Origin of the sequence: Streptomyces sp. ACA25 (assembly GCF_028200735.1) — a bacterium.
Classification (GTDB): Bacteria; Actinomycetota; Actinomycetes; order Streptomycetales; family Streptomycetaceae; genus Streptomyces.
The window spans coordinates 73893-100112 of the sequence record NZ_JAQKPV010000009.1 but is presented as its reverse complement, the minus strand read 5'-3'; the positions used below and the strand labels follow the sequence as shown (position 1 = coordinate 100112).

Sequence of the window (26220 nt, the reverse complement as noted above, 5' to 3'; positions counted from 1 at the left end):
GGTGCCGCAGCGGCGCACCTTCCTGAAGCACCGAGGAGCCAGGTTCCGCCGATGTCCGAAAACCCTGCATACCCCGTCGGACTGCGCCTGTCCGGCCGGCGCGTCCTCGTACTCGGCGGCGGCACCGTCGCCCAACGCAGGCTGCCCGCGCTGCTCGCCGCCGGAGCCGCCGTCCACCTCGTGTCTCCCGCGGTGACTCCCTCGGTCCAGGCCATGGCCGAGGCGGGGGAGCTGCTGTGGGACCGGCGCGGCTACCGTTCCGGCGACCTGGAAGGTGCCTGGTACGCCCTCATCGCCACGGACGACCCGGAAGTGAACGCCGCCGCCTCAGCAGAGGCGGAGGAGCGCCGGGTGTGGTGTGTGCGGAGTGACGACGCCGAGGCCGCCACCGCTTGGACCCCGGCGACCGGGCGCACCGAGGGGGTCACCGTCGCCGTTCTCACCGGTCGTGACCCCCGGCGCTCCGCGGGCGTGCGGGACGCCATCGTCGAAGGGCTGCGGGACGGGACACTCGCCGCCCCCCGGCACCGCAGGCGCTCGGCGGGAGTCGCTCTGGTCGGCGGCGGTCCGGGCGACCCGGACCTGATCACCGTCCGTGGGCGGCGGCTGCTTGCCGAGGCCGATGTGGTGATCGCCGACCGGCTCGGCCCTCGCGACCTGCTCGACGAGCTCCCCCCGCACGTGGAGGTCATCGACGCAGCGAAGATCCCCTACGGCCGGGCCATGGCCCAGGAAGCCATCAACAAGGCGCTCATCGAGCACGCCAGGGCGGGGAAATCCGTGGTCCGGCTCAAGGGCGGCGATCCCTACGTCTTCGGGCGGGGCAAGGAGGAGGCCGAGGCACTGGCGGTGGCCGGCATCCCCGTCACCGTGGTCCCGGGCATCTCCAGCTCCATCAGTGTCCCCGCCGCGGCCGGAATCCCGGTCACTCACCGGGGAGTGGCCCACGAGTTCACCGTGGTCAGCGGGCACGTCGCTCCCGACGACCCGCGCTCCCTGACCGACTGGACAGCATTGGCCCGGCTGACGGGCACGCTCGTCCTGCTCATGGCCGTGGAGCGGATCGGGCCGATCGCCGGCACCCTGATGCGGCACGGCCGGCCGCCCGGGACTCCCGTCGCGGTCATCCAGGAGGGCACCATGGCGGCGCAACGCCGGGTGGACGCCACGCTGGCGACCGTCGCGCAGCGGGTCGCGGCGGAGCGGATCCGGCCCCCCGCAGTCATCGTCATCGGTGAGGTCGTCGAGGTGGGCCGGGACACGGCGGCGGACGAGTCACGGTGACCACGCCCGTCCTGATCACCGACCCGGCCGACCCCCGGCTGGCCGACTACACCGCGCTGACCGACGTCGCGTTGCGCCGCAGGCGGGAGCCGGCCGAAGGGCTGTTCATGGCCGAGGGCGAGAAGGTCATCCGCCGCGCCCTGGCGGCCGGCTACCCGATGCGCTCCATGCTGCTCACCCCGAAGTGGGCGCGGGCGATGGAGGAGATCACCGAGGGCAGCTCCGCACCGGTGTACCTGGTCAGTCCGGAAACCGCCGAACAGGTCACCGGGTTCCACGTGCACCGCGGCGCGCTGGCCGCCATGGCGCGCAAGCCGCTGCCGGATACCGGCACGCTGCTGGCCGCCGCCCGGCAGCGCCGCGCGGCGCACCGGGTGGCGGTCCTGGAGGACATTGTCGACCACGCCAATGTGGGGTCCGCCTTCCGGGCCGCCGCGGCGCTGGGGGTCGGTGCCGTCCTGGTCACCCCGCGATGCGCCGATCCGCTGTACCGGCGGGCCGTAAAGGTCTCCATGGGCGCCGTGCTCCAGATCCCGTGGACCCGGATCGACCCCTGGCCGGAGGGCCTCGAGGTGCTGCGCCAGGCCGGTTATGTCTCGGCAGCCCTCACCCCGGCGGAAGGGGCGGTCACGCTCGACGCGCTCGCCGCGGCCCGGCACCCCCGGCTCGCTCTCCTCCTCGGGACCGAGGGGGAAGGGCTGCGCCCTGCCACGGTTGCCGCGGCGGACATTCCGGTGCGCATCCCGATGGAGGCAGGTGTGGACTCCCTCAACGTGGCGGCCGCCGCAGCCGTGGCGTTCTACGCCACCAGGTGAGGCCCCCGGGGCGGCACGCGTCCCGCGACTCCGGCTCCGGCGGCTCAGACCGGCCCCTGGCACCCCTGAGCGGCCGCGATACCCAGCGCCACGAGCAGGGTGACGGTGACGAAGACGAACAGCCGCTGCCGCAGCAGGCGGTGGTCCACCCCGCGTCGCGTGCGCGGCCGGGGCCGCTGCGGCCTGCGGGTGTCCCCGGCCGAGGCCCGCTCGGCGGGCCGGGACGGCTGCCTGCGGCTCCCGGCCGTCCCGAGGGGTTCCGCGGCCCGCTCGGCCGGGGGAGCCTGCGTCCGGCCCGCGAAGTCCGTACCCCGGGCCTCGCGAACCGCGATCTCCTTGAGCCGCAGCGACAGCTGAACCGTACTCGGCCGTTCTCCGGGCGACTTGGCAAGGCAGGCCCGGAGCAGCGGTGCCAGTGCGGGGGGAGCGCCGTGCAGTTGAGCTTCCTCGTGCACGACCCGGTACAGCATGACCTCGGAACTGCCCTGTCCGAAAGGGGATTCGGCCAACGCCGCGTAAGCCAGCGTGGCCCCCAGGGAGAACACATCCGTCGCCGGGGTGACGGCTGCCCCCCGTACCTGTTCCGGCGCCAGGAAGCCAGGTGACCCCACAGCCGTGCCGACGTGCGTGAGGGTGCTTGCTCCGGTCGACCAGGCGATGCCGAAGTCAATGATCCTCGGCCCCTTGGGGGAGAGCAGAATGTTCGAGGGCTTGAGGTCGCGGTGCACCACTCCGGCCTCGTGCACGGCGACCAGGCCCTCGGCGAGCGCGGCGCCGATGGCGGCCGTCTCCGCCGCGGGCAGCGGCCCTCCGTCCGCCACCCTGTCGTGCAGGGAAGGACCGGGAACGTACTGCGTCGCGAACCAGGGCTTGGCGGCGTCGAGATCGGCGGCGACCAGCCGGGCCGTGCACCCGCCGCGGATCCGGCGGGCCGCCGAGACCTCACGGGCGAACCGGGAGCGGAACTCAGGGTCTTCGGCCAGGTCGGGCCGGATGACTTTCAGGGCGACCCGCTGACCGCGGCGGTCCGAACCGAGATAGACCACGCCCATCCCGCCGGCGCCCAGTCGTCGGTGGAGCCGGAATGAGCCGACGACTCGCGGGTCCTCGCGCCGGAGCCGCATCATCGCCATGTCCATCCTCACCGGCCGGTGTTCCTGACGGGGGACAGCTTACGGACTGCGCGGCCGGAGTGCCGAAAGGCCGCGCAGCCCGCCGGGGGAGTGGGGGTCTTCCCTGACGGGTGTCCACCCTGGGGACGAGCCGGGGTGACCGGTGCTCATACCCAGGGTGGCCCGGCAGTCGGTACGCCGGGCTGACGCCCGGGCACCCCGGACGGCCTAGCGTAGTGATCAAGCGGCGGGCGAGATTCTTGTCCCCCGAGGTCACCGCCCGCCGCTCCTTGCACCACCCGACAAGCGACACGGCCGCCGCACGGGCGGAGATGACAGGAGGGGAGCGATGGCGAGCACAGCACCGCATACCGCGGCCTCGGTGAACGGGCGTCAGGCTCCGCCGCAGTACGGGGCGAACCCGGCGGGACGACGGCATCCGCTGGTGGCGCTCGCGATGGTGCTGCCGTTCGCCATCACTCTCGCTGTGGTGTTCGGCGGAGTGGACGCGGTGATCGTGCAGGCGTCGTCCGTGGCCGGAATACTGGGGCGCTGAGCAGCGCCCGGAATCCGGGAGAGCGGCCCCGGGGAGGGGCGGCCGCAGCTCCACGGGACGGGGTGCGGCGAACGGCCGACAGCGCTGGACCAGGGCACCGAAGTCCAGCCGCTGCGGACTTCCGCCGCACGTGCCGAGGGCCGGGAGAGCGTGTGCTCTCCCGGCCCTCGGACCGGTGGACGATACTGGGATTGAACCAGTGACCTCTTCCGTGTCAGGGAAGCGCTCTCCCGCTGAGCTAATCGTCCGGGTGCGGTGGGACAGGCGGTCGGAGTGCGCGATACTGGGATTGAACCAGTGACCTCTTCCGTGTCAGGGAAGCGCTCTCCCGCTGAGCTAATCGCGCGGGGTGGGTCCTCACGGACCCGGTGGACGATACTGGGATTGAACCAGTGACCTCTTCCGTGTCAGGGAAGCGCTCTCCCGCTGAGCTAATCGTCCGAGGTGGAGACGGGATTTGAACCCGTGTAGACGGCTTTGCAGGCCGTTGCCTCGCCTCTCGGCCACTCCACCGGAGGGGTATGGACCCCCTACGAGCGGACGACGAGATTCGAACTCGCGACCCTCACCTTGGCAAGGTGATGCTCTACCAGCTGAGCTACGTCCGCAGTTGCCGCCGATCCGCCTGCGCGTCCCGGTGACGTCATGAACTCTAGCGGATTCCCAGGCCAGCTCAAACTCTGTACCGCTTCCCACCGGTATCCGGCACCGCGGGCAGAAGCTCTGCCCGGTCCCCACGGCCCGGCGTTGCACCGCCCGCCGAAGCGCCTGCAGAGCGGCATAGAATCGGACGTGTGCACGACTTCGCCTCGCTCGCCCGCTTCGGCGGGGTACTGGCCACCGATCTCCTGGATGTGACCGGCGACCCGGAGGCCCTGGAGTCGGCGGGCTGGTGGGCAGTGGCTGCCGACTACGGCGGCGCACTGGTCTGCGCCCGCTTCGGCCGTGTCCGCCCTGCCCCGCCCCCGCCGCCCGGCCGCTGGCGGGGGCCGGACCCTGACCGGTGGACCAGTTCGCTGGACCGGGCCGGCTACCTCGCCGGAGTCCGCCGGATCCGTGCGCACATCGCGGCGGGGGAGGTGTACCAGGCGAACCTCTGCCGCGTCCTGACCGCGCCGCTGCCCGCGCCGGAACCGGGCGGAACGGCCGACATCGACGCGCTCACCGGGGAACTGGCCCGGGGTAACCCCGCTCCGTATGCGGGGACCATCCGGCTGCCCTCGCACGGGGTCGAGATCGCCACCGCCTCGCCCGAGCTGTATCTGCGCCGCAGGGGCGGCACCGTCGAGTCCGGGCCGATCAAGGGCACCGGACGCACGGATGCGGACCTGCTCGACAAGGATTATGCCGAGAACGTCATGATCGTGGACCTGGTGCGCAATGATCTCGGGCGCGTCTGCGTCCCCGGTTCCGTGACCGTGCCCGATCTCTGCGTCACGGAGAAGCATCCGGGACTGGTGCACCTGGTCTCCACCGTCCGGGGCGTGCTGCGCTCCGGAGCCGGCTGGCCCGAGCTCCTGGCCGGCACCTTCCCGCCCGGCTCGGTCACCGGTGCGCCCAAGTCGAGCGCGCTGCGGATCATCGACTCCCTGGAGACCGCGCCGCGCGGCCCTTACTGCGGAGGCATCGGCTGGGTGGACGCCGACCGTGGCACCGGGGAGCTGGCCGTGGGAATCCGCACCTTCTGGATCGACCGGCCGCCGGACGGGCCTGTGCTCCGGTTCGGGACCGGGGCCGGTATCACCTGGGGCTCCGACCCCGCAGCGGAATGGGAGGAGACCCAGCTCAAGGCCGCCCGTCTGCTCGCGGTAGCGTCGGAGGTCCGGCAGGCGGGCGTGCCCGGCGCCGCTCCCGGCGACACGGTGCGAGGTGACCAGCGGTGAAGATCTGGCTGAACGGTGAACTGCGTGATGCGGACGGCGCCCAGGTATCCGTCTTCGATCACGGGCTGACGGTCGGGGACGGCGTCTTCGAAACGCTCAAGACCCTGCATGGCCGGCCCTTCGCGATGACCCGGCACCTGGACCGGCTCACGCGCTCCGCCGCCGGTCTGGGCCTTCCCGAACCGGACCTCGATGAGGTCCGCCGGGCCTGTGCGGCCGTCCTGGAAGCGTCCCGGCTGCCGCTGGGCCGGCTGCGGGTGACCTTCACCGGCGGCCGGGCGCCGCTCGGCTCCATGCGCGGGAAGACCCAGACCCCGACCCTGCTGGTGGCGCACGCGGAGGTACGACGCCGCCCCGACACCACCTCGGTGGTCACGGTGCCGTGGGCCAGGAACGAACGCGGCGCGCTGACCGGCCTGAAGACCACCTCCTATGCGGAGAACGTCATCGCTCTCGCCCGGGCCCGGCAGCACGCGGCCTCCGAGGCGCTGTTCGGCAACACCGCGGGTGACCTGTGCGAGGGCACCGGCACGAACGTCTTCGTCGTCCTCGACGGGGAGCTGCACACCCCGCCGTTGAGCTCGGGCTGCCTCGCCGGTGTCACCCGGGCTCTGGTCGCCGAGTGGACGGGAGCCCGGGAGACCGCCCTGCCGATGGATGTCCTTGACCGGGCGGATGAGATCTTCCTGACCTCCAGCACGCGCGATGTGCAGGCGGTGCGCCGTATCGACGGACGCGAGCTGCCGGGCGCGCCCGGACCGGTCACGGCCAAGGCGATGCGGGTGTTCGACGAGCGCTCCGCAGCCGACCTCGACCCGTGAGCAGGCTCGCGCGGGGCCGGTGCGCTGAACGGAGAGGCCTCCCCAGGTCCGCCGCTAGCAGGTATCCCGGCCCGGCGCGGGTAGACATTCCCGCGTGACCACCACCCTGCGCCCCACCGGTCCCGAGCGGCGTTCCGCGGAGGGGCTCCGCTCCCGGTCCTACGACATCTGCGACAACGGCCGTGCGGTGGGGGCGCTGCGGCTCGCCGCTGATCCGCGCTCCCCGGTGCGCGCCGGCCGGATCGAGGAGCTGGCCGTCGATCCGGCGGAACGTCGCCGGGGCCGCGCCACCGTGGCGGCCCTCACGGCTGAGGAGGTGCTGCGCGGGTGGGGCTGCAAGTGGGCCGAGATTTCTGTCAGCCCGGGCCAGGACGGCGCAGGGCAGCTCACCGCCGCACTCGGGTACGCCGAGTCCGGTCGGAGCCTGCGCAAGCCTCTCGCCGGCGGTCCGCCCGGGCTGCCCCCGGACAGCTCGGCACGGTCCCTGACCCGGGCGGAGTACCCTGCCTGGCTGGCGGCGTGGCGCGCGGCGTTCATCCGGTGCTGGACCGAACGCGGGGGCCGGGAGGCCCTGGCCGCCGCACTCGCCGACGAGACGCACCGGCGGCTTCTGCCGGCCGGGCCCGCGTCGGACGGCACCGCGCTGCGCGTCCTGGTGCACGACGGCACCGATGTGGGCACCCTGTGGGCCGCCCGGGGCAGTGAGCTCGCCGACGCCGCGGTGGAGGGCCACGTGCGCGCCGCTGAGGTCGCCGAGGGCCGGCGTGGAGAGGGGCATGGCCGCACCCTCATGCTGGAGGCGGAGCGGGTCTGCCACGCCGCCGGTGTCCGGACCCTCGGGGTACGCGTCCGCACCGGCAACACCCCTGCCCTGCGGCTCACCGCCTCGCTGGGGTACCTGCCGCTGGCCGTCCACCTGACCAAGCCGCTGTCCTGAGCGGGCTCAGCCGTCCCGCCGCAGCAACCGCTCGGCCTTCTCCGCGATCCTCTCCCGCAGGCCTTCCTGGCTCCTGCCCCCGTCGAACCGCTCACCGCCGATCACGTAGGTCGGCGTGCCGGTGACCCCGAGTGCGGCACCTTCGGCCTGGTCGGCGTCCACCACGAGCAGGTGCCGGCCGTCGACCAGAGCGGTGTCCATCTCCTCGGCGTCCAGTCCGAGCTCCGCGGCCAGTGCGGTCAGCATCCGCGGACCCTGCTTGCCCAGCTCCGCGGTACGGGTCAGGAGGGCGGTCACGAAAGCGTCCTCCTGACCCTGGGCCCTGGCCTCCTCGGCCGCCTGCGCAGCGGTGTGGGCGTACCGGTGACGAGGGAGCGGGAAGTGCCGCAGCCGGATCTCCAGCGCGGAGGGGAACCGCTCCTGCAGCACCTGCAGGTCCCCCAGTGCCCGGTGACAGTCGGGGCACTGGAGGTCGCACCAGAAATCGAGAAGGACGACGGGCGTCTCCGTCACATTGTTCACCGGCACAGTCTCGCAGGACCGGACCGCACGCGGGTCACCGCACTCCGGCGCTGCCTCCCGCTGCCGGGTGACCCCGGAACCCCCCTGATCCCGGCCACCGGCAATGGTTTCGGCAGCGCCGGCAAGGCAGGATGGAAGGATGCTGACGATGATGATTTACGCCGTCTGCGGCACGCTCAGCGCCGTGGGTCTGCTCTTCGCCTACCGCTCCATGCGCCGCCGCCGCTTCGCGGCGGGGCTGCGGACGACGGCCCTCGCGCTGCTGCCGATGGGACTGGCGATGACCGGGGTGATCCGTTTCGTCCTCAACATGACGATCAACCCCATCGCCTGGATGGGCTTCGGTGTCCTCGGCATGTCGGTGCTGCTGGTTCTGATCGCCCGGCTGGTGGACGCAAGGAGCGGGGGCCGGGCCGAGGAGGCACCGGCCGAGGGCCGGAGAGCTGCCGAAGCGGCGCCCGCGGCCCCGGAGCTGCCGTCGGCCGGCCGGAAGAGCAAGCCGCCCGCCAAGGGCGCAGGGGGAGAGGATTTCTCGGACATCGAGGCGATTCTCAAGAAACACGGAATCTAGTGAATTGACGCCCAAATGAGGCGTGTTGGTCAGCGGCACCGGGAAAGGTGCGTCATCATCACCGCGAGATGGCGCACCACACGAGGGAAGAAGTTCCCAGTACACCGAACCACCCCGGACCGCCCGTGCCGGGACCACCGCTGTCCGTACGGCCCGAGCCCCGAGGGTGTCTGTTCGCACTGTCCCAGCCGCCGCTGATCCTCTTTCTGGCCTTCATCGGCGTGTTGCTGTTCCTCACCGGTGCCTACGACCTGTTCCTACTGTGACTCCCGCTGCCGGGCCCGGTAGGCGGCGACGTGCAGACGGTTTCCGCAGGTCCGGCTGTCGCAGTAGCGGCGGGAGCGGTTGCGCGAGAGGTCCACGAAGGCCCGGCCGCAGTCCGGCGCCTCGCAGCGACGCAGCCGTTCCCGTTCTCCCGCCACCACCAGGAAGGCGAGAGCCATACCGCAGTCCGCTGCGAGGTGGTCGGCGAGCGAGGCGCCGGGAGCGAAGTAGTGCACGTGCCAGTCGTGCCCGTCGTGATCGGTGAGCTGCGGCGTGGTCCCTGCCTCCGCGACCATGGTGTTGATCAACTCGGCAGCCTGCCGGGCGGAGGAGGCGGCGAAGATCTGGGCGAACCGGTCGCGGACCTGACGCACCGCGTGCACGTCCCGCTCGCTCAGGCTGTCCGCTTCCACACCGCTGACGGAGTGCGTCACCACGAAATCCCGCAGCGCGGTGAGATCGGGCAGACGGTCGGGTGCCTGGTCCTGCGGAGCGGTGTTCAGCAGGTCTATCGCGTGGTCGAGCGCACACCGGGTGTCGTGGTTGATGAGCACAGAGATCGCTCCCGGGTGTTCGAGCGGCAGCCGGCGCCGTTCGTGCGTGAGTTTCCGGTCGGGAGACTCTAGCCGCTGCCCGCGCGCAGCGGCGCCGCCACAACCCGCAGGAGCGGCTGTGGCGACGCTTTTCGCTGTGTGTTCGTCGCCGGCCCCGCGCCGTCGCCCCGAGTCGGACGGCGCGAGGGACCGGCGGGTCTCAGCTCTCCGCGAGAATGTGGGAGAGCTCGGTGTCGAGGTCGAAGTGACGGTGCTCCGTTCCGGGTGGTACCGCGGCATCGGTCCGCTTCAGGAACGTCTCGAGGGCGCGGGCGGGGGCCTCGAGCAGCGCTTCGCCCTCCGGTGAGCTGAGGGCGATGCAGACAACTCCCTGGCCATGGCTGCGGGAAGGCCACACCCGGACGTCTCCCGTGCCGGTGGGCCTGTGCAGCCCTTCGGCCAGAAGATCGCGGGCGAAGACCCACTCGACGGTTTCCTCGGCTCCGGTGTGGAAGGTCGCGTGGACGGCGTAGGGGTCCGCCGTGTCATACCGCAGCCCCGCGGGTACAGGCAGTGAGGACTCGCTCGATACGACGAGGCGCAGGTGCAGCTCGCAGCTGACCGTGGTGTTCATAAGCGCCAGGGCCTTTCGCTCAGTGTGCGCTCGGGGATTCGCACGTCGGCGAACTCGACATGCCACCTACCGGACAGTTGTAAACCCCTCTGACCTGTTTGTGAGCTTTGAAATCATTCGAATGGAGGAGGCTGGATATGAGATAAGGCCCATCCGGGAAAATCCGAAATGTGTGCGAGTAACAACAGGGCGGCCGCCAGGCTGTCACGGGCGGTGTCCGGCGTGCGGTAAAGTGACGCCCGCACACCGGGGGCGATTAGCTCAGTGGAAGAGCGCTTCGTTCACACCGAAGAGGTCACTGGTTCGAACCCAGTATCGCCCACTCACCTGCCCGAGGGGCCGGAGACACGCGTCTCCGGCCCCTCGGGCGTATCCACCCCGCCTGTCCCGGTCGCTCGCCCCTGCCGGGGAGGAGCGCAGGCAGCGGCTCACCCGGCCGGCGGCCCGCGGGCCGGGCCCCGCTGTCCGCGCCGCCCGCCCCGAGGGGGAGTTCATTTGGACGGCGGCTGAGCTGCCTGTATGGTTCTTCCCGTGCCGCAGGCACCCCAGGGGGCGATTAGCTCAGTGGAAGAGCGCTTCGTTCACACCGAAGAGGTCACTGGTTCGAACCCAGTATCGCCCACCCAGGGAAGGCCGGTCCGTCAGTCGATGGACCGGCCTTCCGCATGACGGGGCCGTCCCGGACCGCAGCCGGGTCCGCCGCAACCGCATCGCGGGAGCGGCCCGTGGCTCGGTACGATTCCGGCAGCGCAGCGCCCGCTGCACCTCAGCCAGGCATGAGTCAGGAGAGACCGGTGTCGGACGTCCGTGTGATCATCCATCGCGACGCAGAGCGGGAAGAGCGCGTGGTGACGACGGGCACCCCGGTCGCCGCACTCTTCGACGGCGACCGGTCCGTCGTCGCCGCCCGGGTCGACGGCGAGCTGCGGGACCTGGCGCACGGGCTCACCGGTGACGAGGAGGTCGAGCCGGTCGGGATCGGCTCGCCGGACGGGCTGGACATCCTCCGGCATTCCGCCGCCCACGTCCTGGCCCAGGCAGTGCAGGAGCTCTTCCCTGACGCCCGGCTCGGCATCGGCCCGCCCATCAAGGACGGTTTCTACTACGACTTCGATGTGGCCGAGCCCTTCCACCCGGAGGACCTCAAGCGCATCGAGAAGCGCATGCAGCAGATCCAGAAGCAGGGGCAGCGCTTCGCCCGCCGGGCGGTGACCGATGAAGCGGCCCGTGAAGAGCTGGCCGACGAGCCCTACAAGCTGGAGCTGATCGGCCTCAAGGGCGCCGCTGCCGAGGCGGCTGAGGGAGCTTCCGCCGAGGTCGGCGTCGGAGAGCTCACCATCTACGACAACCTGGACCCGAAGTCGGGCGAGCTGTGCTGGCGGGACCTGTGCCGCGGCCCGCACCTGCCCAGCACCCGGATGATTCCGGCCTTCAAGCTGATGAGATCGGCCGCAGCCTATTGGCGCGGCAGCGAGAAGAACCCCCAGCTCCAGCGGATCTACGGGACCGCGTGGCCGTCCAAGGACGAGCTCAAGGCACACCTCGAGTTTCTGGCCGAGGCGGAGAAGCGTGACCACCGCAGGCTCGGCGCCGAACTGGACCTGTTCTCCGTCCCGGAGGAGATCGGCTCCGGGCTGGCTGTCTTCCATCCCCGCGGCGGTGTGATCCGCAAGGTCATGGAGGACTACAGCCGCAAGCGGCACGAGGAGTCCGGGTACGACTTCGTGTACAGCCCGCACGCGACCAAGGGCCAGCTCTTCGAGCGGTCGGGGCACCTGGACTGGTACGCGGACGGCATGTATCCCCCCATGCAGCTCGACGGCGGCCAGGACTACTACCTGAAGCCCATGAACTGCCCCATGCACAACCTGATCTTCGGGGCCCGAGGCAGGTCCTACCGGGAGCTCCCGCTCCGCATGTTCGAGTTCGGCACCGTCTACCGCTACGAGAAGTCCGGCGTCGTGCACGGCCTGACCCGGGCCCGCGGCTTCACCCAGGACGACGCGCACATCTACTGCACCCGCGAGCAGATGCCTGACGAGCTGGACGGCCTGCTCACCTTCGTGCTGAACCTGCTGCGCGACTACGGCCTGGAAGACTTCTACCTGGAGTTGTCCACCCGGGACCCGGAGAAGTACATCGGCTCGGACGAGAACTGGGAACAGGCCACCGAGTCGCTGCGTCAGGCGGCCGGGAAGCAGGGTCTGGATCTGGTGATGGACCCCGGAGGTGCGGCCTTCTACGGCCCGAAGATCTCCGTGCAGGCCAGGGACGCCATCGGCAGGACCTGGCAGATGTCCACCATCCAGCTCGACTTCAACCTGCCCGACCGCTTCGACCTCGAGTACACCGCGGCGGACGGCTCCCGGCAGCGACCGGTCATGATCCACCGGGCACTCTTCGGTTCCATCGAGCGCTTCTTCGCCGTGCTGCTGGAGCACTACGCTGGCGCCTTCCCGCCCTGGCTCGCCCCCGTCCAGGCGGTGGGGATCCCGATCGGGGACGATCACGTTCCCTACCTGCAGACCTTTGCCGCCGAGGCGAAGGCGGCAGGGCTGCGGGTCGAGGTGGACTCCTCCTCCGACCGGATGCAGAAGAAGATCCGCAACGCCCAGCGCGCCAAGGTGCCGTTCATGGTGATCGTCGGTGACGAGGACAGGGCCGCCGGTGCGGTCAGCTTCCGTTACCGCGACGGCACCCAGAAGAACGGCATCCCACGGGAGCTGGCCCTTCAGGAGATCGCCGCAGCGGTGGCCGACCGCCGCCAGGTGTGACCCTCGGCGGCCGATAAGCAATATGCTGACCGGCATGAGCAGCGACCCGGAGAACCAGATCGGGGTGGGGACGCCGGACGCCTTCCAGCGTCTCTGGACGCCTCACCGGATGGCGTACATCCAGGGGGAGGGCAAGCCCAGCGGTCCTGGAGCCGGCGACGGCTGCCCGTTCTGCTCCATCCCGGCCAGGTCCGACGAGGACAGCCTGATCATCGCCCGCGCCGAACGGGTGTACGCGGTGCTCAACCTGTATCCGTACAACGGCGGGCACCTGCTCGTGGTGCCCTACCGGCACGTCGCCGACTACACGGAGCTGACCGCCGACGAGACCGCGGAGCTGGCGGAGTTCACCAAGCGGGCGATGACCGCCGTGCGGACCGCAGCCGGCGCGCACGGCTTCAACATCGGACTGAACCAGGGCGCCGTCGCGGGTGCCGGGATCGCCGCCCATCTGCATCAGCACGTGGTGCCCCGCTGGGGCGGGGACGCCAACTTCATGCCGGTCATCGGCCACACCAAGGTGCTCCCGCAACTCCTCGCCGAGACGCGCCGGCTCCTCGCCGACGCCTGGCCGGTCTGACCGCCTCCGGGAGCGGCCCTACATGTTGTACTCGTCGGCCTTCTTCGGGTCGGCACCCTGCACCTGACCGCTGAGGTTCTGCGCCCGGGCGTCGAACTTGCTGATGTCCACGCCGTTCTCCGCGAGCACCTCCAGCGCCGCCTGGTGGGCGACCCGCAGCACCGGGGTGGCGGCCCGCAGCGCGTCATCGGCCATGAAACGGTGCCGCCACGGCTTCACGGCCCAGGTGTGCCGCAGCCCGAACGGCTCGGGAAGCTTCAGCGTGCCGCCGTACTTGTCCAGCCGCTCCGGGAACCAGGTGAGCGGAGCGCGCGCGGCCAGTCGCACCACCTCACGGGCGTGCACCAGGGGCACCGGCTGCTCCTGGGTCTGCCAGAACTTCACCGGGTGCGGGACCTTCTTCGTCTTGGCGGCCGGCTTCTTGTGGAAGAACCCGTGCACCGGGCCGAGAGCGTGTCCGGTGACCTCGATCCGCAGGGTGCGGTGCAGCACCGTGACCGTGATCAGCATCGTGATCACCAGGTCACCGTCCCACAGCACGAACTGCACGCCGAGGTAGTGCCGGTCCCCGCTGTCGAACTGCTGCTCGTTGCAGATCCGCTGGACCTCGATGTTGCTGATCCGGTAACCCTCGGCGCTGGGGCCTTCGGGCCGTGTCACGGAGGTGGCGTTCTCGCCGACGTGCCGCACCACCCAGTGCTCGATGGAGGGCGGCGGGAACCCTCCGGTGTGCAGGGGCCCGCGCTCCAGCATGCGCAGGCGGTCCTGCATGGCCCGGGCGATGTCCCAGCTGCGGAAGGGGTCGATGTCACCGCCCGGCTCACTGGGCTCGAGTTCCTCCGCGAGCTGCCAGCTGCCCCAGCGCACGCCCATCCCCAGAATGCCCTTGGGGCCCGCGTAATAGATGAGGTTGCTGCTCTGCTCGGCACCGATCTTGGCCAGCCCCAGACGCAGCCGCTCTGCCTCGGAGTCGTTGGGGTTCTGCGGTACGGCCTCGGGAATCTGGACTCCCGCCCCGCCACCCCCGAGCAGATCGGCCCAGTGCGCCCGGAGGTTCTGTGCCGCCTTCTCACACACCTGCCGGGCCCAGAACCAGGCGAGTACCGGGGCGGGAAGCATGCTCAGGATGTACAGCCGCCACCCGCCGTCCAGCGGGAGCTGGAAGACGGCGAGGACGATCACCACCGCCACTGCCGCGAGCAGCGCGATCCCGAGGATCCCCGCCCTCCGGTCCTGCGACCCCGCCAGTGTGCGGCGCAGCTGGAACAGCCCCAGCCACATGAGTACGCCGGGCAGGAACAGCACCCCGAAGATCCCCATGATGAGGGTCAGCCGGAGGTCCCGCTGGCGGCGGATGCGCTTGGCGGCCAGGCTGTGCTCCACCACGGTCTGCGGCTCCGCCCCGAAGGACTGGATGAGCGGTGCGCGGCCCTCGTTGAGCATGCGGGTCTCGATGGCCCGGGAGAAGGCCTCCCCGAGGTTCGGCTCGAGCAGGGAGAACTTGGGTGCGGTGACCTCGGCCTGGTCGTTGGGCTCGCAGATCTCCTGCGGGGCACCGTCCCGGTACGCCACGGAGGCCAGGGCCTGACCGACCACCGTGTGCCCGCGGCCGGCCCCCGACAGCGGAATCTGCGCACCCGGGCTGAAGTCGAAATCCACTCCCACCGAGTTCTTGAAGTCCTCGAACCCCGCCATCGGCACCCCCAGCTTCAGAACCGAAGTGACTCCTGACCCGTTCCCTCCTGCCGGGGCGGGCACACCTGCTGCCGCGGGGGTGTCGCGCCCACGGCCGCACTCAGCCTAGTGGCGGGAGTCGGGCCGAGAGGCCCGAAGGGCCCGATTCCGGCCGTCCGCCCGTCCCGCCTCCTCCCGTCCGCCGGGCCGGCCGTCCGCCCGTACCCTCCCGCTCCGCGAGCGCCCGGACCGGAACATGCGCCGGTGCGGGCGCGACTACGATGGGCCCCGCCGGTGGCCGCCCGACCGCCGGCCCGCCGCAACCCCCGGGAAGGCCATGCTCAACAAGTACGCGCGTGCTTTCTTCACGCGTGTCCTCACGCCGTTCGCCGCTCTCCTGCTCCGCATGGGGGTGAGTCCCGACGCGGTGACACTCATCGGAACAGCCGGAGTGACGGCGGGAGCGCTGGCCTTCTACCCGCGGGGCGAGTTCTTCTGGGGAACAGTGGTCATCACCCTGTTCGTCTTCTCCGACATGGTCGACGGCACGATGGCCCGGCAGTCCGGGATCTCCAGCCGCTGGGGGGCGTTTCTCGACTCCACGCTCGACCGCGTCGCCGACGCTGCGGTCTTCGCGGGCCTGGCCCTGTGGTTCGCGGGCCGGGGCGATGACCTGCTGCTGTGCGCGGTGACCCTGTTCTGCCTGGCCGCTGGACAGATCGTGTCCTACACCAAGGCCCGAGGCGAGAGCATCGGGCTTCCGGTGGCGGTCAACGGGCTGGTGGAACGCTCCGAACGGCTCGTCATCACCCTGGTGCTCACCGGGCTGGCGGGCATGGAGATCTTCGGCATTCCGCACATCGGTGTGCTGCTGCCGATCGCGCTCTGGGTCGTGGCGTGCGGCAGCCTTGTCACGTTGATCCAGCGGGTGGTGACGGTCCGGCGGGAAGCGGCCGAGGCGGATGCGGCCGAGGCGGACCGGGGGCGTGAGGAAGCGTGAAGGAGCGGTTGTCCGAAGCCCTGTACGGCCTGGGGTGGAGTACGGTCAAGCGGCTGCCCGAGCCGGCCGCCGTGGCCCTGGGCCGCAGGATCGCCGACGCCGTCTGGCGCCGTCGCGGCACCGGGGTGCTCCGGCTGGAGGCCAACTACGCCAGAGTGGTGCCCGGTGCCGGGCCCGACCGGCTCCGGGAGCTGTCGCGAGCCGGAATGCGGTCGTACCTGCGCTACTGGATGGAGTCCTTCCGGCTGCCGGTGTGGAGCGAGGAGCGGATCCGCTCGGGTGTGCAGGTCACGGACATCGACCGGCTGACCGACGGCATCGCCGCCGAGCACGGTGTGGTGCTCGCTCTGCCGCACATGGCCAACTACGACCTCGCGGGTGCTTATCTCGCCACCGGGCTGAGAACGCCGTTCACCACGGTCGCCGAGCGCTTGCGCCCGGAGAGCCTCTACGACCGCTTCGTGGCCCACCGCGAAGGGCTGGGTATGGAGGTGCTGCCGCACGCCGGCGGGGCCGCCTTCGGAACGCTCGCCCGCAGGCTGCGCAAGGGCGGGCTGGTAGCCCTGGTGGCGGACCGGGACATGTCCGCCTCCGGTGTCGAGGTCTCGTTCTTCGGCGAGACCGCCCGGATGCCACTCGGCCCGGCGATGCTGGCACTGCGCACCGGATCGGTGCTGCTCCCCGCCCATCTGTGGTTCGACTCCTCGCCCGTCATGAAGGGACGGGTGCATCCGCCGGTCGCGGTGCCCGCGACCGGCACCCCCCTCGAACAGGCGGCCGCCATGACCCAGGAAATGGCCGACAGTTTCGCTGCGGGCATAGCCGAACACCCGGAGGACTGGCACATGCTGCAGCGGCTGTGGACCGCCGACCAGCGGCCTGCCGCCGCCACCGGCCCGGAGACCCGGTGAGTGCGGCCCTGCCGGCGGCACCGGTCGGCCGCTGTCCCGGGCGGACCCCAGCACACGCCCGGCGGACCGCCCCGGGCCGAACCCCGAACCGGAAGGTCAGCGCATGAGGATCGGCATCGTCTGCCCCTATTCCTGGGATGTGCCCGGCGGGGTCCAGTTCCACGTGCGTGACCTCGCCGAGCACCTGCTGCGGACCGGTCATGAGGTGTCCGTGCTGGCACCGGCTGAGGAGGACACCCCGCTGCCCTCCTACGTCGTCTCCGCGGGCCGGGCCGTTCCGGTGCCCTACAACGGCTCGGTGGCCCGGCTCAACTTCGGCTTCCTTTCCGCGGCCCGGGTGCGGCGCTGGGTGAACGACGGCGACTTCGAGGTGCTGCACGTTCATGAGCCGACCGCGCCCTCGATCGGCCTGCTCGCCTGCTGGGCCGCCCGGGGCCCGATAGTGGCCACCTTCCACACCTCCAACCCCCGCTCCCGCGCCATGATCGCCGCCTACCCGATCCTCCAGCCGGCCCTGGAGAAAATCAGTGCGCGGATCGCGGTCAGCGAGTACGCCCGCCGGACCCTGGTCGAGCATCTGGGCGGTGACGCGGTGGTCATCCCCAATGGCGTCGATGTCGGATTCTTCTCCGGTGCGGAGCCGAAGCCGGAATGGCAGGGCGGGACGATCGGCTTCATCGGCAGGATCGACGAGTCCCGCAAAGGGCTCCCGGTGCTGATGGATGCCTTCCCCCGGATCCTGGCGGAGCTCCCGGACACCCGGCTGCTGGTGGCCGGGCGCGGGGACCCGCAGGAAGCGGTGGCCGGCCTGCCGCCCTCCCTGCGGGACCGGGTCGAGTTCCTCGGCATGGTCAGCGACCAGGACAAGGCCCGTCTGCTGGCCAGCGTGGACCTGTACGTGGCCCCGAACACCGGCGGTGAGAGTTTCGGCATCATCCTGGTGGAAGCGATGTCCGCGGGGGCGCCCGTCCTCGCCAGTGACCTCGATGCCTTCGCCCAGGTGCTGAACAGCGGTGAGGCGGGGGCGCTGTACGTCAACGGCGATGCCGAGGCGCTTGCCCGGGCGGCGGTCCGGCTGCTCGCCGATCCCGGCGCCCGCGGGGAGCTCCGGGCACGCGGCAGCCGGCACGTGCGCCGGTTCGACTGGTCGACGGTGGGTGCGGACATCCTGGCCGTGTACGAGACGGTGACGGACGGAGCCGTCGCGGTCGCCCCGGACGAGCGCGTCGTGCCGCACGGGTAATCTTCCCTGCGTGACCACCCTGATCTGGATCGTCGTCGTACTGCTGCTCGTCGGCGTCTACCTCAGCTGGACCGCCGGCCGGCTCGACCGGCTGCACGCCCGTCTGGACGCCGCTCGGGCCGCGCTCGACGCACAGCTGCTGCGCAGGGCGTCGGTCGCTCAGGAGCTCGCCAGCGCGGGAGTCTTCGACCCGGCGGCCTCGATGGTGCTGTACCAGGCCGCGCACACGGCCCGCCTGGCCGAAGAGGAACGCCGGGAGTTCGCCGAGAGCGAGCTGAGCCAGGCGCTGCGTGCCGTACTGGCGGAGAGCGCGCAGGTCGACGCGGTGCGGGAGGCCCCGGGGGGAGAGGCCGCCGTGGCCGAGCTGGGCGCGGCGGTGCGGCGGGTGCCGATGGCCCGCAGGTTTCACAACGATTCGGTCCGGGCGGCGCGGGCCCTGCGACGTCACCGTACGGTCCGCTGGTTCCGGCTGGCGGGTCACGCACCGCTTCCGCTCGCTTTCGAGATGGATGACGAGCCCCCCGCCGCGCTGTCCGAGTACGCGGGCAGGAACGGTGGCGGTCCGGTCCACTGACCGTTGATTGGACCTTTCCCCCCGGCAGCACGGCGGGTTCCATGGGACTGCCCTCCCTGCGGCCGCGCGGGCTCGCCGGTCCGGGGCGGTAGCCGAACGCACATGCGATGGCTCCCCAGTAGTTTTCACCGACGAGTGAGGTCGAACCGTGTCCAGCACGTCCCCCAGCACACCACAGACTCCTGAGACCGGCACCGCACGCGTCAAGCGAGGTATGGCGGAGCAGCTCAAGGGTGGCGTGATCATGGATGTCGTCACGCCGGAGGAAGCCAAGATCGCCGAGGATGCCGGCGCCGTCGCGGTCATGGCCCTGGAACGGGTGCCCGCGGACATCCGCAAGGACGGCGGGGTGGCCCGGATGTCCGACCCGGACATGATCGACGGGATCATCGCGGCGGTCTCCATCCCGGTCATGGCCAAGTCCCGCATCGGGCATTTTGTCGAGGCACAGGTGCTGCAGTCCCTCGGAGTGGACTACATCGACGAGTCGGAGGTGCTGACCCCCGCCGACGAGGTGAACCACAGTGACAAGTGGTCCTTCACCACCCCCTTCGTCTGTGGTGCCACGAACCTGGGGGAGGCGCTGCGCCGGATCTCCGAAGGGGCGGCGATGATCCGTTCCAAGGGGGAGGCCGGCACCGGGAACGTGGTCGAAGCCGTCCGGCACATGCGGCAGATCCGCGGCGAGATCTCCCGGTTGAAGGGCCTGGACAACCACGAGCTCTATGCCGCGGCCAAGGAACTGCGCGCGCCCTACGAGCTGGTCAAAGAGGTAGCCGGGCTCGGCCGGCTCCCGGTGGTGCTGTTCTCCGCCGGCGGTGTGGCCACGCCCGCCGACGCCGCCCTGATGCGCCAGCTCGGTGCCGAGGGGGTCTTCGTCGGTTCCGGGATCTTCAAGTCCGGTGACCCGGCCGCCCGCGCCGCCGCGATCGTGAAGGCCACCACCTTCTACGACGACCCCGCGGTCATCGCGGATGTCTCCCGCAATCTCGGCGAGGCGATGGTCGGAATCAACTGCGACACCCTTCCCGAGTCCGAGCGCTACGCCAGCCGCGGCTGGTAGTCCACCGTGCGGCAGGGCGGCCCGACCCCACGGGCCGCCCTGCGCCATGTCTTCCGGAGGTACCGCCGTTGTCCGCCCCCGTCATTGGTGTCCTCGCCCTGCAGGGCGATGTCCGTGAACACCTGACCGCTCTCGCCGGGGCGGGCGCGCAGCCGCGACCGGTGCGCCGGCCGGAGGAGCTCACCGCCGTGGACGGCCTGGTGATTCCGGGCGGGGAGTCCACCACGATGTTCAAGCTGGCCCGCGCCTTCGGCATGCTGGAGCCGCTGCGTGAGCAGGTGCGGGCAGGACTTCCGGCCTACGGCTCCTGCGCAGGGATGATCATGCTGGCGGAGAAGATTCTCGACCCGCGCTCGGGTCAGGAGACTCTCGGCGGCATCGACATGATCGTCCGGCGGAACGCCTTCGGACGGCAGAACGAGTCCTTCGAGGCCTCGGTCGATGTCTCCGGAGTGCCCGGCGGTCCGGTGGAGGGCGTGTTCATCCGGGCCCCCTGGGTGGAGTCGATCGGAGCCCGGGTCCAGCCGCTGGCCGTCCACGAGGGCCATACGGTCGCGGTCCGCCAGGGGAACCTGCTGGCCACCTCCTTCCATCCGGAGCTGACCGGCGACCACCGGGTCCACCGGCTCTTCGTCGAGATGACGGGCGGTGCGAGGGCGAGCTGACGGTAGGATCGCCCCGTCGGTTCTGTTGGTGACAACGAAGGAGCGAGGCTGTGTCCGGCCACTCTAAGTGGGCAACCACCAAGCACAAGAAGGCCGTGATCGATGCCAAGCGCGGCAAGCTCTTCGCGAAGCTGATCAAGAACGTCGAGGTGGCGGCCCGGATGGGCGGCGCCGACCTCGACGGGAACCCCACGCTGTTCGACGCCGTGCAGAAGGCGAAGAAGAGCTCGGTCCCGAACAAGAACATCGACAGCGCCGTCAAGCGCGGCGCCGGTCTCGAGGCGGGCGGGGCCGACTACGAGACGATCATGTACGAGGGCTACGGCCCCAACGGGGTCGCAGTGCTCATCGAATGCCTCACCGACAACCGTAACCGGGCCGCGTCCGACGTGCGGGTCGCGATGACCCGCAACGGCGGTTCGATGGCCGATCCCGGTTCGGTGTCGTACCTCTTCCACCGGAAGGGCGTGGTGATCGTTCCCAAGGGTGAGCTGGCGGAGGACGATGTTCTGCTCGCGGTGCTCGACGCCGGTGCCGAAGAGGTCAACGACCTGGGTGAGTCCTTCGAGGTGCTGAGTGAGGCCACCGACCTGGTCGCGGTGCGCACCGCCCTCCAGGAGGCGGGCATCGACTACGACTCGGCCGACGCCACCTTCGTCCCGACCATGCAGGTCGAATTGGACGAGGACGGCGCACGCAAGATCTTCAAGCTGATCGACGCGCTGGAGGACAGCGACGACGTGCAGAACGTCTTCGCCAACTTCGACGTCAGCGACGAAGTCATGGCCCGGGCAGGCGCCTGACGGTCCGTCGGGGAGCGGAGGCGTGAGCACACTCCGGTGGGCCGGCGGGGCACTCTCCCCGTCGGCCCACCGCACTTCGCCAGGGCTGTCAGCGGCAGCCGGTAGCGTGCGGAGCAGCAGACCGACAAGGGGGCGAAGGGGTGAAGGTGCTCGGCGTGGACCCGGGGCTCACCCGCTGCGGCATCGGAGTGGTGGAGGGCCTGGCCGGCCGGCCGCTCCGGATGGCCGGAGCCGGGGTCGTGCGCACTCCGCCGGACGCCGACGTCGCCCAGCGGCTGGTGCTCATCGAGCGCGGCCTGGAGGAGTGGCTCGACGAGCACCGGCCCGAGGCCGTCGCCGTGGAGCGGGTCTTCAGTCAGCACAACGTCCGCACCGTGATGGGCACCGCTCAGGCCAGCGCCGTCGCCATGCTGTGTGCCGCGCGCCGCGGCCTGCCCGTCGCGCTGCACACACCCAGCGAGGTCAAGGCCGCCGTCACCGGTAACGGCCGGGCCGGCAAAGAGCAGGTCGGCGCCATGGTGACCCGGCTGTTGCGGCTCAGCTCGCCGCCCAGGCCGGCTGACGCTGCCGACGCTCTCGCGCTCGCCATCTGCCACATCTGGCGGGCCCCTGCCCTGAGCCGGCTCCAGCAGGCCCGGGCGGTCGCCCACCGCGCACCGAGAGGCACCCGTTCATGATCGCCTTTGTCGCCGGCCCGGTCGCCGCGCTCGCCCAGGACACGGCCGTCGTGGAGGTCGGCGGCATCGGCATGGCTGTGCAGTGCACCCCCGGCACCCTCGCAGGGCTCCGGGTCGGCCGGCCCGCCCGGCTGTCCACCTCGCTGGTCGTACGGGAGGACTCCCTCACCCTCTACGGCTTCGCCGACGACGACGAGCGGCGGACCTTCGAGCTGCTGCAGACCGCGAGCGGGGTCGGCCCCCGGCTCGCGCAGGCCATGCTCGCCGTCCACTCTCCCGAGGCGTTGCGGCTCGCCGTTGCCCAGGGGGACGAGAAGGCCCTCACCGCGGTGTCCGGGATCGGCAAGAAGGGGGCGCAGAAGCTGCTCCTGGAGCTGAAGGACCGGCTCGGCGGTCCGGCCGGCACCGTCCGGCCCGGCGGAGGCGGGCCCGGCGGGGGTGGGCCGGCGGCCCCCTGGCGCGATCAGTTGCACGCCGCCCTCGTCGGACTGGGTTACGCCGCCCGCGAGGCCGAGGATGCCGTCGGTGCCGTCGCCCCCGAGGCCGAAGCCGCAGCCGCGTCCGGCGGCGCCCCCGATGTCAGCAGGCTGCTGCGCAGCGCCCTGCAGTCCTTGAACCGCGCCCGGTGACCGGCCGAGGCACCCTCGACACCGTGAGGAACAGCCCGTGAACTGGGACGACGAGCCCGCTCCCGCAGCCGGCCCGACGCACGAGGACGGCCGGCTGGTCGGTGCTGTGGCCGACGGCGAGGACACCGCTGTCGAAGCAGCGCTCCGGCCCAAGGACCTCGGTGAGTTCATCGGACAGAAGAGGGTCCGCGAGCAGTTGGACCTCGTGCTCCGGGCGGCCCGGGCCCGGGGAGCCACCGCCGATCACGTCCTGCTGTCGGGAGCTCCGGGGCTCGGCAAGACCACTCTGTCGATGATCATCGCGGCCGAGATGGGGGCTCCGCTCCGCATCACCTCGGGGCCCGCCATCCAGCACGCCGGCGACCTGGCCGCCATCCTGTCCTCCCTCCAGGAAGGGGAGGTGCTGTTCTTCGACGAGATCCACCGCATGTCCCGGCCCGCGGAGGAAATGCTCTACATGGCGATGGAGGATTTCCGGGTCGACGTCATCGTCGGCAAGGGGCCCGGTGCCACCGCCATCCCGCTGGAGCTCCCGCCGTTCACCCTGGTCGGCGCAACCACGCGGGCCGGGCTGCTGCCACCGCCGCTGCGCGACCGGTTCGGGTTCACCGCGCACATGGAGTTCTACTCTCCGGCCGAGCTGGAGCGCGTCATCCACCGTTCGGCCGGTCTGCTCGATGTCGCGGTCGACGGCGCGGGAGCGGCGGAGATCGCCGGCCGCTCCCGCGGAACCCCACGGATCGCCAACCGGCTGCTCCGCCGGGTGCGGGACTACGCCCAGGTCAAGGCCGACGGTGCGGTGAACCGCGACATCGCCGCACGGGCGCTCGCGGTGTACGAGGTGGACGGCCGGGGCCTCGACCGGCTCGACCGGGCGGTGCTGGAGGCGCTGCTCAAGCTGTTCCACGGTGGCCCGGTCGGGCTCTCCACGCTGGCCGTCGCGGTGGGGGAGGAGCGGGAGACGGTCGAGGAGGTCGCCGAGCCCTTTCTCGTGCGGGAAGGGCTGCTCGCCCGCACCCCCCGGGGCCGGATCGCCACCCCGGCTGCCTGGAGCCACCTCGGGCTCGTGCCGCCGCAGCAGACCGGCGGCGGACAAGCAGGGCTCTTCGGAACCTGAGGGCGCGGATATTCCCGGCCAGGGGAATTCCCATGTCATCCTTGACGTTGTTACCCCAGGGGAGCCTCCCTTAGACTTCGCCGACGCCACCCCTTGCGGATGGCGGACCCCACCCAACGCCAGGCCGTTTCCGACCCGGCCATGTTAAGGAATATCCTCCGCCGTGGAACTTCTCTTCCCGTTCGTCCTGCTCATCGGAATCATGCTTCTGATGACCCGGTCGGCCAAGAACAAGCAGCGCCAGGCCGCGCACATGCGCGATTCGATGGAGCCCGGCACCGGTGTCCGCACGATCGGTGGCATGTATGCCCTGGTCAAGGAGGTCCACGAGGATATCGTGGTGCTCGAGATCGCGCCCGGTGTGCAGGCGGTGTATGCCAAGAACTCCATCGGCGCAGTCCTCGACCCCGAGGAGTACGAGCGCGTCATCAGTGGTGAGCCGCCGTTCGACGAGGACGCCCCGGTGGTGCCGGACGACGCTTCGGCGCTGACCGAGGACGGTGTGGTCCGGGAGGACGACCGGGTCGGGCTGGACAAGCCCGAGAACGCCGGGGACACCACGCCGGAGGCCACGCCCGAGGACGAGCCGAAGTCCGACTCCAGGTCCGAGGACTCCCGCCGGGACGGTGAGAACGGGTCCAAGCCCTGACACGGTGATGCCGCCGGTCCCCGACGGGACCGGCGGCTTCCGTCCGTCATCCATTCACCCGTTGCGCCGCGCGGCGACCACCGGGCGCGGGCCGCTGGACAGAGAGAGACGAGAAGGTGGCAGGACCCAACCAGGATTTCAGGTCCCCGAAGAAGGATCTCCGGGCTGCCCAGGCCAAGCCGGGGCGTGCCCTGCTGCTGATCCTGCTGCTCGCGGTGATGCTCACCGGAGGGATGCTCCTCACCGGTGAGAAGACGCCGCGGCTCGGGATCGACCTGGCCGGAGGCACCAGTATCACGCTCTCGGCCACCGCCGACGCGCGCAACCAGGATGCGATCAATCCGACCAACCTGCAGACCGCGGTCGACATCATCGAGCGCCGTGTCAACGGACTCGGTGTCTCGGAAGCCGAGGTCCAGTCCCAGGGCGACCGGAACATCATCATCAACATCCCCCGCGGGACGGATCAGCAGCAGGCCCGGGAGCAGGTCGGCACCACGGCGCAGCTCGGTTTCCGGCCGGTGTGGTCCATCCAGTCGGCCCTCCCCGCCGGGGAGGAGAGCGAGCTCCCTCCCGGCGAGCCGGACGAGGCCGAGGAGGGTCCCGACGGGGCCGGGGACGCCGAGAACCCGGACGACGCGGGGGGCGCCGAGGACGGTGCGGACACCGACGAGGAGCGCACCGACCAGAGCCTGCCCTCGCTGAGCGGGCAGACCGGCGACGCCGCTTCGGCCACCGTGGCGACTCAGGCGTCCTTCCGCACCGAGGACGGCGCGGACGAGGAGGAGGCCGAGGAGCAGGAGGCCGAGGAGCCTGCCGGTCTCGAGGCCGAGCTGGGCGCTCTGGACTGCACCACGGAGGAGGCGCGCGGTGAGGCCGTCCGGGCGGCGGCCAATGCCGAGGAGAGCGACCCCGTCGTCACCTGTGACCAGGAGGGCTTCGTCAAGTACGAGCTCGGTCCGGTGGCGGTGCCGGGCACGGGTGTCGACGACGCCGACGCCGTTCTCGACACCGAGCGCGGCCTGGGCTGGATCGTGACGATGAACTTCAGCTCCGAGGGGTCCCGGCAGTTCGCGGACATCACCGCGGAGCTGGCCACCCAGTTCGAGCCGCGCAACCAGTTCGCCATCGTGCTCGACGGAGAGGTGGTCTCCGCACCGCGTGTCTCCCAGCGGCTCGGCGGCGGCAGTGCGCAGATCGAGGGCAACTTCACCCAGGAGGACGCCCAGGAGCTGGCCAACATCCTCAAGTTCGGCGCCCTGCCGATCACCTTCGAGGAAGCCAACATGACCACGGTGTCGCCCACCCTCGGCACCGAACAGCTCAAGGCCGGCCTGATCGCCGGTGGCATCGGTCTGCTGCTGGTCGCGGGATACCTGTTCTTCTACTACCGGGTGCTGTCGCTGGTGGCGATCGCGAGCCTGATCGTCATGGGTCTGATGACCTACACGATCATGACCCTGCTCGGGCCCGGCATCGGCTTCGCCCTCAGTCTGCCCGCGGTGTGCGGTGCGATCGTCGCGATCGGTATCACCGCGGACTCGTTCATCGTCTACTTCGAGAGAATCCGTGACGAAGTGCGGGAAGGCCGGCCCATCCGGGCGGCCATCGAACGGGCCTGGCCGAGGGCGCGCCGCACCATCCTCATCTCCGACGTGGTCTCCTTCCTGGCAGCCGTGGTGCTCTTCCTGGTTTCGGTCGGCTCGGTGCAGGGCTTCGCCTTCGTGCTCGGTCTGACCACCGCGCTGGACATCATCATCGTCTTCTGGCTGACCAAGCCGCTGGTGACGCTGGCGGCCCGGAAGAAGTTCTTCTACGGCGGCAACAAGTGGTCGGGCCTCGATCCGGCACGACTCGGTGCCAATCCACCCCTGCGGCGGGGCGCCCGCCGCCCCGTGACCGTTCCCGCCGAACCGAAGGAGGCGTGAG

The 26220-nt window shown here is 70.9% G+C and carries 27 protein-coding genes and 7 tRNA genes; 24 read left to right on the top strand and 10 right to left on the bottom strand.

Annotated elements, in window-relative coordinates; genetic code table 11:
- The first annotated feature begins 51 nt into the window (after positions 1–51).
- Positions 52–1284, top strand: coding sequence for a uroporphyrinogen-III C-methyltransferase (gene cobA / locus PJ985_RS15475; RefSeq protein WP_271684341.1), 1233 nt, complete (start codon positions 52–54; stop codon positions 1282–1284).
- Positions 1281–2099: a TrmH family RNA methyltransferase gene (locus tag PJ985_RS15470; RefSeq protein WP_271684340.1), complete on the top strand. Its 819-nt coding sequence runs from the start codon at positions 1281–1283 to the stop codon at positions 2097–2099. Before cobA ends, PJ985_RS15470 begins: the two co-directional genes overlap by 4 nt.
- Before the next feature lie 44 nt (positions 2100–2143).
- On the opposite strand, the gene PJ985_RS15465 is transcribed toward PJ985_RS15470, so the two are convergent.
- Positions 2144–3238 (bottom strand): serine/threonine-protein kinase, encoded by a 1095-nt coding sequence (locus tag PJ985_RS15465; RefSeq protein WP_271684504.1) that lies wholly within the window; start codon positions 3236–3238, stop codon positions 2144–2146.
- Positions 3239–3560: 322 nt separating this feature from the next.
- Here PJ985_RS15465 and PJ985_RS15460 point away from each other — a divergent pair, with 322 nt between their 5' ends.
- Positions 3561–3767, top strand: coding sequence for a hypothetical protein (locus PJ985_RS15460; protein WP_271684339.1), 207 nt, complete (start codon positions 3561–3563; stop codon positions 3765–3767).
- Positions 3768–3943: 176 nt separating this feature from the next.
- Here the strand turns inward: PJ985_RS15460 and PJ985_RS15455 are convergent.
- The 5 genes from PJ985_RS15455 to PJ985_RS15435 all read right to left on the bottom strand — a co-directional run bounded on the left by PJ985_RS15455 (position 3944) and on the right by PJ985_RS15435 (position 4375).
- Positions 3944–4015: transfer RNA gene (locus tag PJ985_RS15455), tRNA-Val, on the bottom strand.
- Positions 4016–4041: 26 nt separating this feature from the next.
- Positions 4042–4113, bottom strand: a tRNA-Val gene (locus tag PJ985_RS15450).
- 23 nt (positions 4114–4136) lie between these two features.
- Positions 4137–4208 (bottom strand) — tRNA-Val (locus PJ985_RS15445).
- Between the two features lies 1 nt (position 4209).
- A tRNA-Cys gene (locus PJ985_RS15440) sits at positions 4210–4280 on the bottom strand.
- Between the two features lie 22 nt (positions 4281–4302).
- Positions 4303–4375 (bottom strand) — tRNA-Gly (locus PJ985_RS15435).
- A 186-nt stretch (positions 4376–4561) separates the two neighbouring features.
- Here PJ985_RS15435 and PJ985_RS15430 point away from each other — a divergent pair.
- The 3 genes from PJ985_RS15430 (at position 4562) to PJ985_RS15420 (ending at position 7408) form a co-directional block, all read left to right on the top strand.
- Positions 4562–5650, top strand: a complete 1089-nt coding sequence (locus PJ985_RS15430) for a chorismate-binding protein (protein WP_271684338.1) — start codon at positions 4562–4564, stop codon at positions 5648–5650.
- A complete protein-coding gene (locus tag PJ985_RS15425; protein WP_271684337.1) occupies positions 5647–6471 on the top strand; it encodes an aminotransferase class IV in 825 nt (274 codons plus the stop codon). The genes PJ985_RS15430 and PJ985_RS15425 overlap by 4 nt, the downstream gene beginning before the upstream one ends.
- Positions 6472–6565: 94 nt before the next feature.
- The gene (locus PJ985_RS15420) at positions 6566–7408 is read left to right on the top strand and encodes a GNAT family N-acetyltransferase (RefSeq protein WP_271684336.1); all 843 of its coding nucleotides are present in this window, start codon (positions 6566–6568) and stop codon (positions 7406–7408) included.
- Between the two features lie 6 nt (positions 7409–7414).
- On the opposite strand, the gene PJ985_RS15415 is transcribed toward PJ985_RS15420, so the two are convergent.
- Entirely contained in the window at positions 7415–7930 is a 516-nt protein-coding gene (locus PJ985_RS15415; protein ID WP_271684335.1) for a DsbA family protein, read from the bottom strand.
- Between the two features lie 148 nt (positions 7931–8078).
- Here PJ985_RS15415 and PJ985_RS15410 point away from each other — a divergent pair, with 148 nt between their 5' ends.
- Together PJ985_RS15410 and PJ985_RS15405 are read left to right on the top strand one after the other, a co-directional pair.
- Entirely contained in the window at positions 8079–8501 is a 423-nt protein-coding gene (locus tag PJ985_RS15410) for a hypothetical protein (protein ID WP_271684334.1), read from the top strand.
- 125 nt (positions 8502–8626) lie between these two features.
- A complete protein-coding gene (locus PJ985_RS15405) occupies positions 8627–8767 on the top strand; it encodes a hypothetical protein (protein WP_271684333.1) in 141 nt (46 codons plus the stop codon).
- Here PJ985_RS15405 and PJ985_RS15400 read toward each other — a convergent pair.
- Positions 8759–9319 (bottom strand): CGNR zinc finger domain-containing protein, encoded by a 561-nt coding sequence (locus tag PJ985_RS15400; protein WP_271684332.1) that lies wholly within the window; start codon positions 9317–9319, stop codon positions 8759–8761. The two genes, PJ985_RS15405 and PJ985_RS15400, sit on opposite strands and share 9 nt — an antisense overlap.
- A 199-nt stretch (positions 9320–9518) precedes the next feature.
- Positions 9519–9932 carry an SsgA family sporulation/cell division regulator gene (locus PJ985_RS15395; protein WP_019434794.1) on the bottom strand — a complete coding sequence of 138 codons (414 nt, stop codon included), beginning with the start codon at positions 9930–9932 and terminating at the stop codon, positions 9519–9521.
- A 250-nt stretch (positions 9933–10182) separates the two neighbouring features.
- On the opposite strand from PJ985_RS15395, the gene PJ985_RS15390 reads away from it, so the two are divergent.
- The 4 genes from PJ985_RS15390 to PJ985_RS15375 all read left to right on the top strand — a co-directional run bounded on the left by PJ985_RS15390 (position 10183) and on the right by PJ985_RS15375 (position 13286).
- Positions 10183–10254 (top strand) — tRNA-Val (locus PJ985_RS15390).
- A gap of 228 nt (positions 10255–10482) precedes the next feature.
- Positions 10483–10554 (top strand) — tRNA-Val (locus PJ985_RS15385).
- Between the two features lie 172 nt (positions 10555–10726).
- The gene (thrS, locus tag PJ985_RS15380) at positions 10727–12706 is read left to right on the top strand and encodes a threonine--tRNA ligase (RefSeq protein ID WP_271684331.1); all 1980 of its coding nucleotides are present in this window, start codon (positions 10727–10729) and stop codon (positions 12704–12706) included.
- Between the two features lie 22 nt (positions 12707–12728).
- The gene (locus PJ985_RS15375) at positions 12729–13286 is read left to right on the top strand and encodes an HIT family protein (RefSeq protein WP_271684330.1); all 558 of its coding nucleotides are present in this window, start codon (positions 12729–12731) and stop codon (positions 13284–13286) included.
- Positions 13287–13304: 18 nt separating this feature from the next.
- Here the strand turns inward: PJ985_RS15375 and PJ985_RS15370 are convergent, their stop codons facing one another.
- Positions 13305–14981, bottom strand: a complete 1677-nt coding sequence (locus PJ985_RS15370) for a hypothetical protein (RefSeq protein ID WP_271684329.1) — start codon at positions 14979–14981, stop codon at positions 13305–13307.
- 316 nt (positions 14982–15297) lie between these two features.
- Between PJ985_RS15370 and pgsA the strand changes: the two genes are divergently transcribed.
- The 12 genes from pgsA (at position 15298) to secD (ending at position 26219) form a co-directional block, all read left to right on the top strand.
- Positions 15298–15960, top strand: coding sequence for a phosphatidylinositol phosphate synthase (pgsA, locus tag PJ985_RS15365; RefSeq protein ID WP_271684328.1), 663 nt, complete (start codon positions 15298–15300; stop codon positions 15958–15960).
- The gene (locus PJ985_RS15360; RefSeq protein ID WP_271684327.1) at positions 15957–16871 is read left to right on the top strand and encodes a phosphatidylinositol mannoside acyltransferase; all 915 of its coding nucleotides are present in this window, start codon (positions 15957–15959) and stop codon (positions 16869–16871) included. Before pgsA ends, PJ985_RS15360 begins: the two co-directional genes overlap by 4 nt.
- A 103-nt stretch (positions 16872–16974) precedes the next feature.
- Positions 16975–18114 (top strand): glycosyltransferase family 4 protein, encoded by a 1140-nt coding sequence (locus PJ985_RS15355; RefSeq protein ID WP_271684326.1) that lies wholly within the window; start codon positions 16975–16977, stop codon positions 18112–18114.
- Positions 18115–18133: 19 nt separating this feature from the next.
- Positions 18134–18688 (top strand): hypothetical protein, encoded by a 555-nt coding sequence (locus tag PJ985_RS15350; RefSeq protein ID WP_271684503.1) that lies wholly within the window; start codon positions 18134–18136, stop codon positions 18686–18688.
- Between the two features lie 148 nt (positions 18689–18836).
- Positions 18837–19751, top strand: coding sequence for a pyridoxal 5'-phosphate synthase lyase subunit PdxS (gene pdxS, locus PJ985_RS15345; RefSeq protein WP_271684325.1), 915 nt, complete (start codon positions 18837–18839; stop codon positions 19749–19751).
- A 68-nt stretch (positions 19752–19819) separates the two neighbouring features.
- Positions 19820–20416 (top strand): pyridoxal 5'-phosphate synthase glutaminase subunit PdxT, encoded by a 597-nt coding sequence (gene pdxT / locus PJ985_RS15340; RefSeq protein ID WP_271684324.1) that lies wholly within the window; start codon positions 19820–19822, stop codon positions 20414–20416.
- A gap of 50 nt (positions 20417–20466) precedes the next feature.
- Positions 20467–21219, top strand: coding sequence for a YebC/PmpR family DNA-binding transcriptional regulator (locus PJ985_RS15335; protein ID WP_271684323.1), 753 nt, complete (start codon positions 20467–20469; stop codon positions 21217–21219).
- Positions 21220–21359: 140 nt separating this feature from the next.
- A complete protein-coding gene (gene ruvC / locus PJ985_RS15330) occupies positions 21360–21896 on the top strand; it encodes a crossover junction endodeoxyribonuclease RuvC (RefSeq protein ID WP_271684322.1) in 537 nt (178 codons plus the stop codon).
- Positions 21893–22525, top strand: coding sequence for a Holliday junction branch migration protein RuvA (ruvA, locus tag PJ985_RS15325; RefSeq protein WP_271684321.1), 633 nt, complete (start codon positions 21893–21895; stop codon positions 22523–22525). Before ruvC ends, ruvA begins: the two co-directional genes overlap by 4 nt.
- Positions 22526–22562: 37 nt before the next feature.
- Positions 22563–23642, top strand: a complete 1080-nt coding sequence (ruvB, locus tag PJ985_RS15320; RefSeq protein WP_271684320.1) for a Holliday junction branch migration DNA helicase RuvB — start codon at positions 22563–22565, stop codon at positions 23640–23642.
- A 163-nt stretch (positions 23643–23805) separates the two neighbouring features.
- A complete protein-coding gene (yajC, locus tag PJ985_RS15315; protein WP_271684319.1) occupies positions 23806–24291 on the top strand; it encodes a preprotein translocase subunit YajC in 486 nt (161 codons plus the stop codon).
- A gap of 116 nt (positions 24292–24407) precedes the next feature.
- Complete coding sequence (gene secD, locus PJ985_RS15310) at positions 24408–26219, top strand: protein translocase subunit SecD (protein ID WP_271684318.1); 1812 nt, start codon at positions 24408–24410, stop codon at positions 26217–26219.
- The last annotated feature ends 1 nt before the right edge of the window (position 26220 follow it).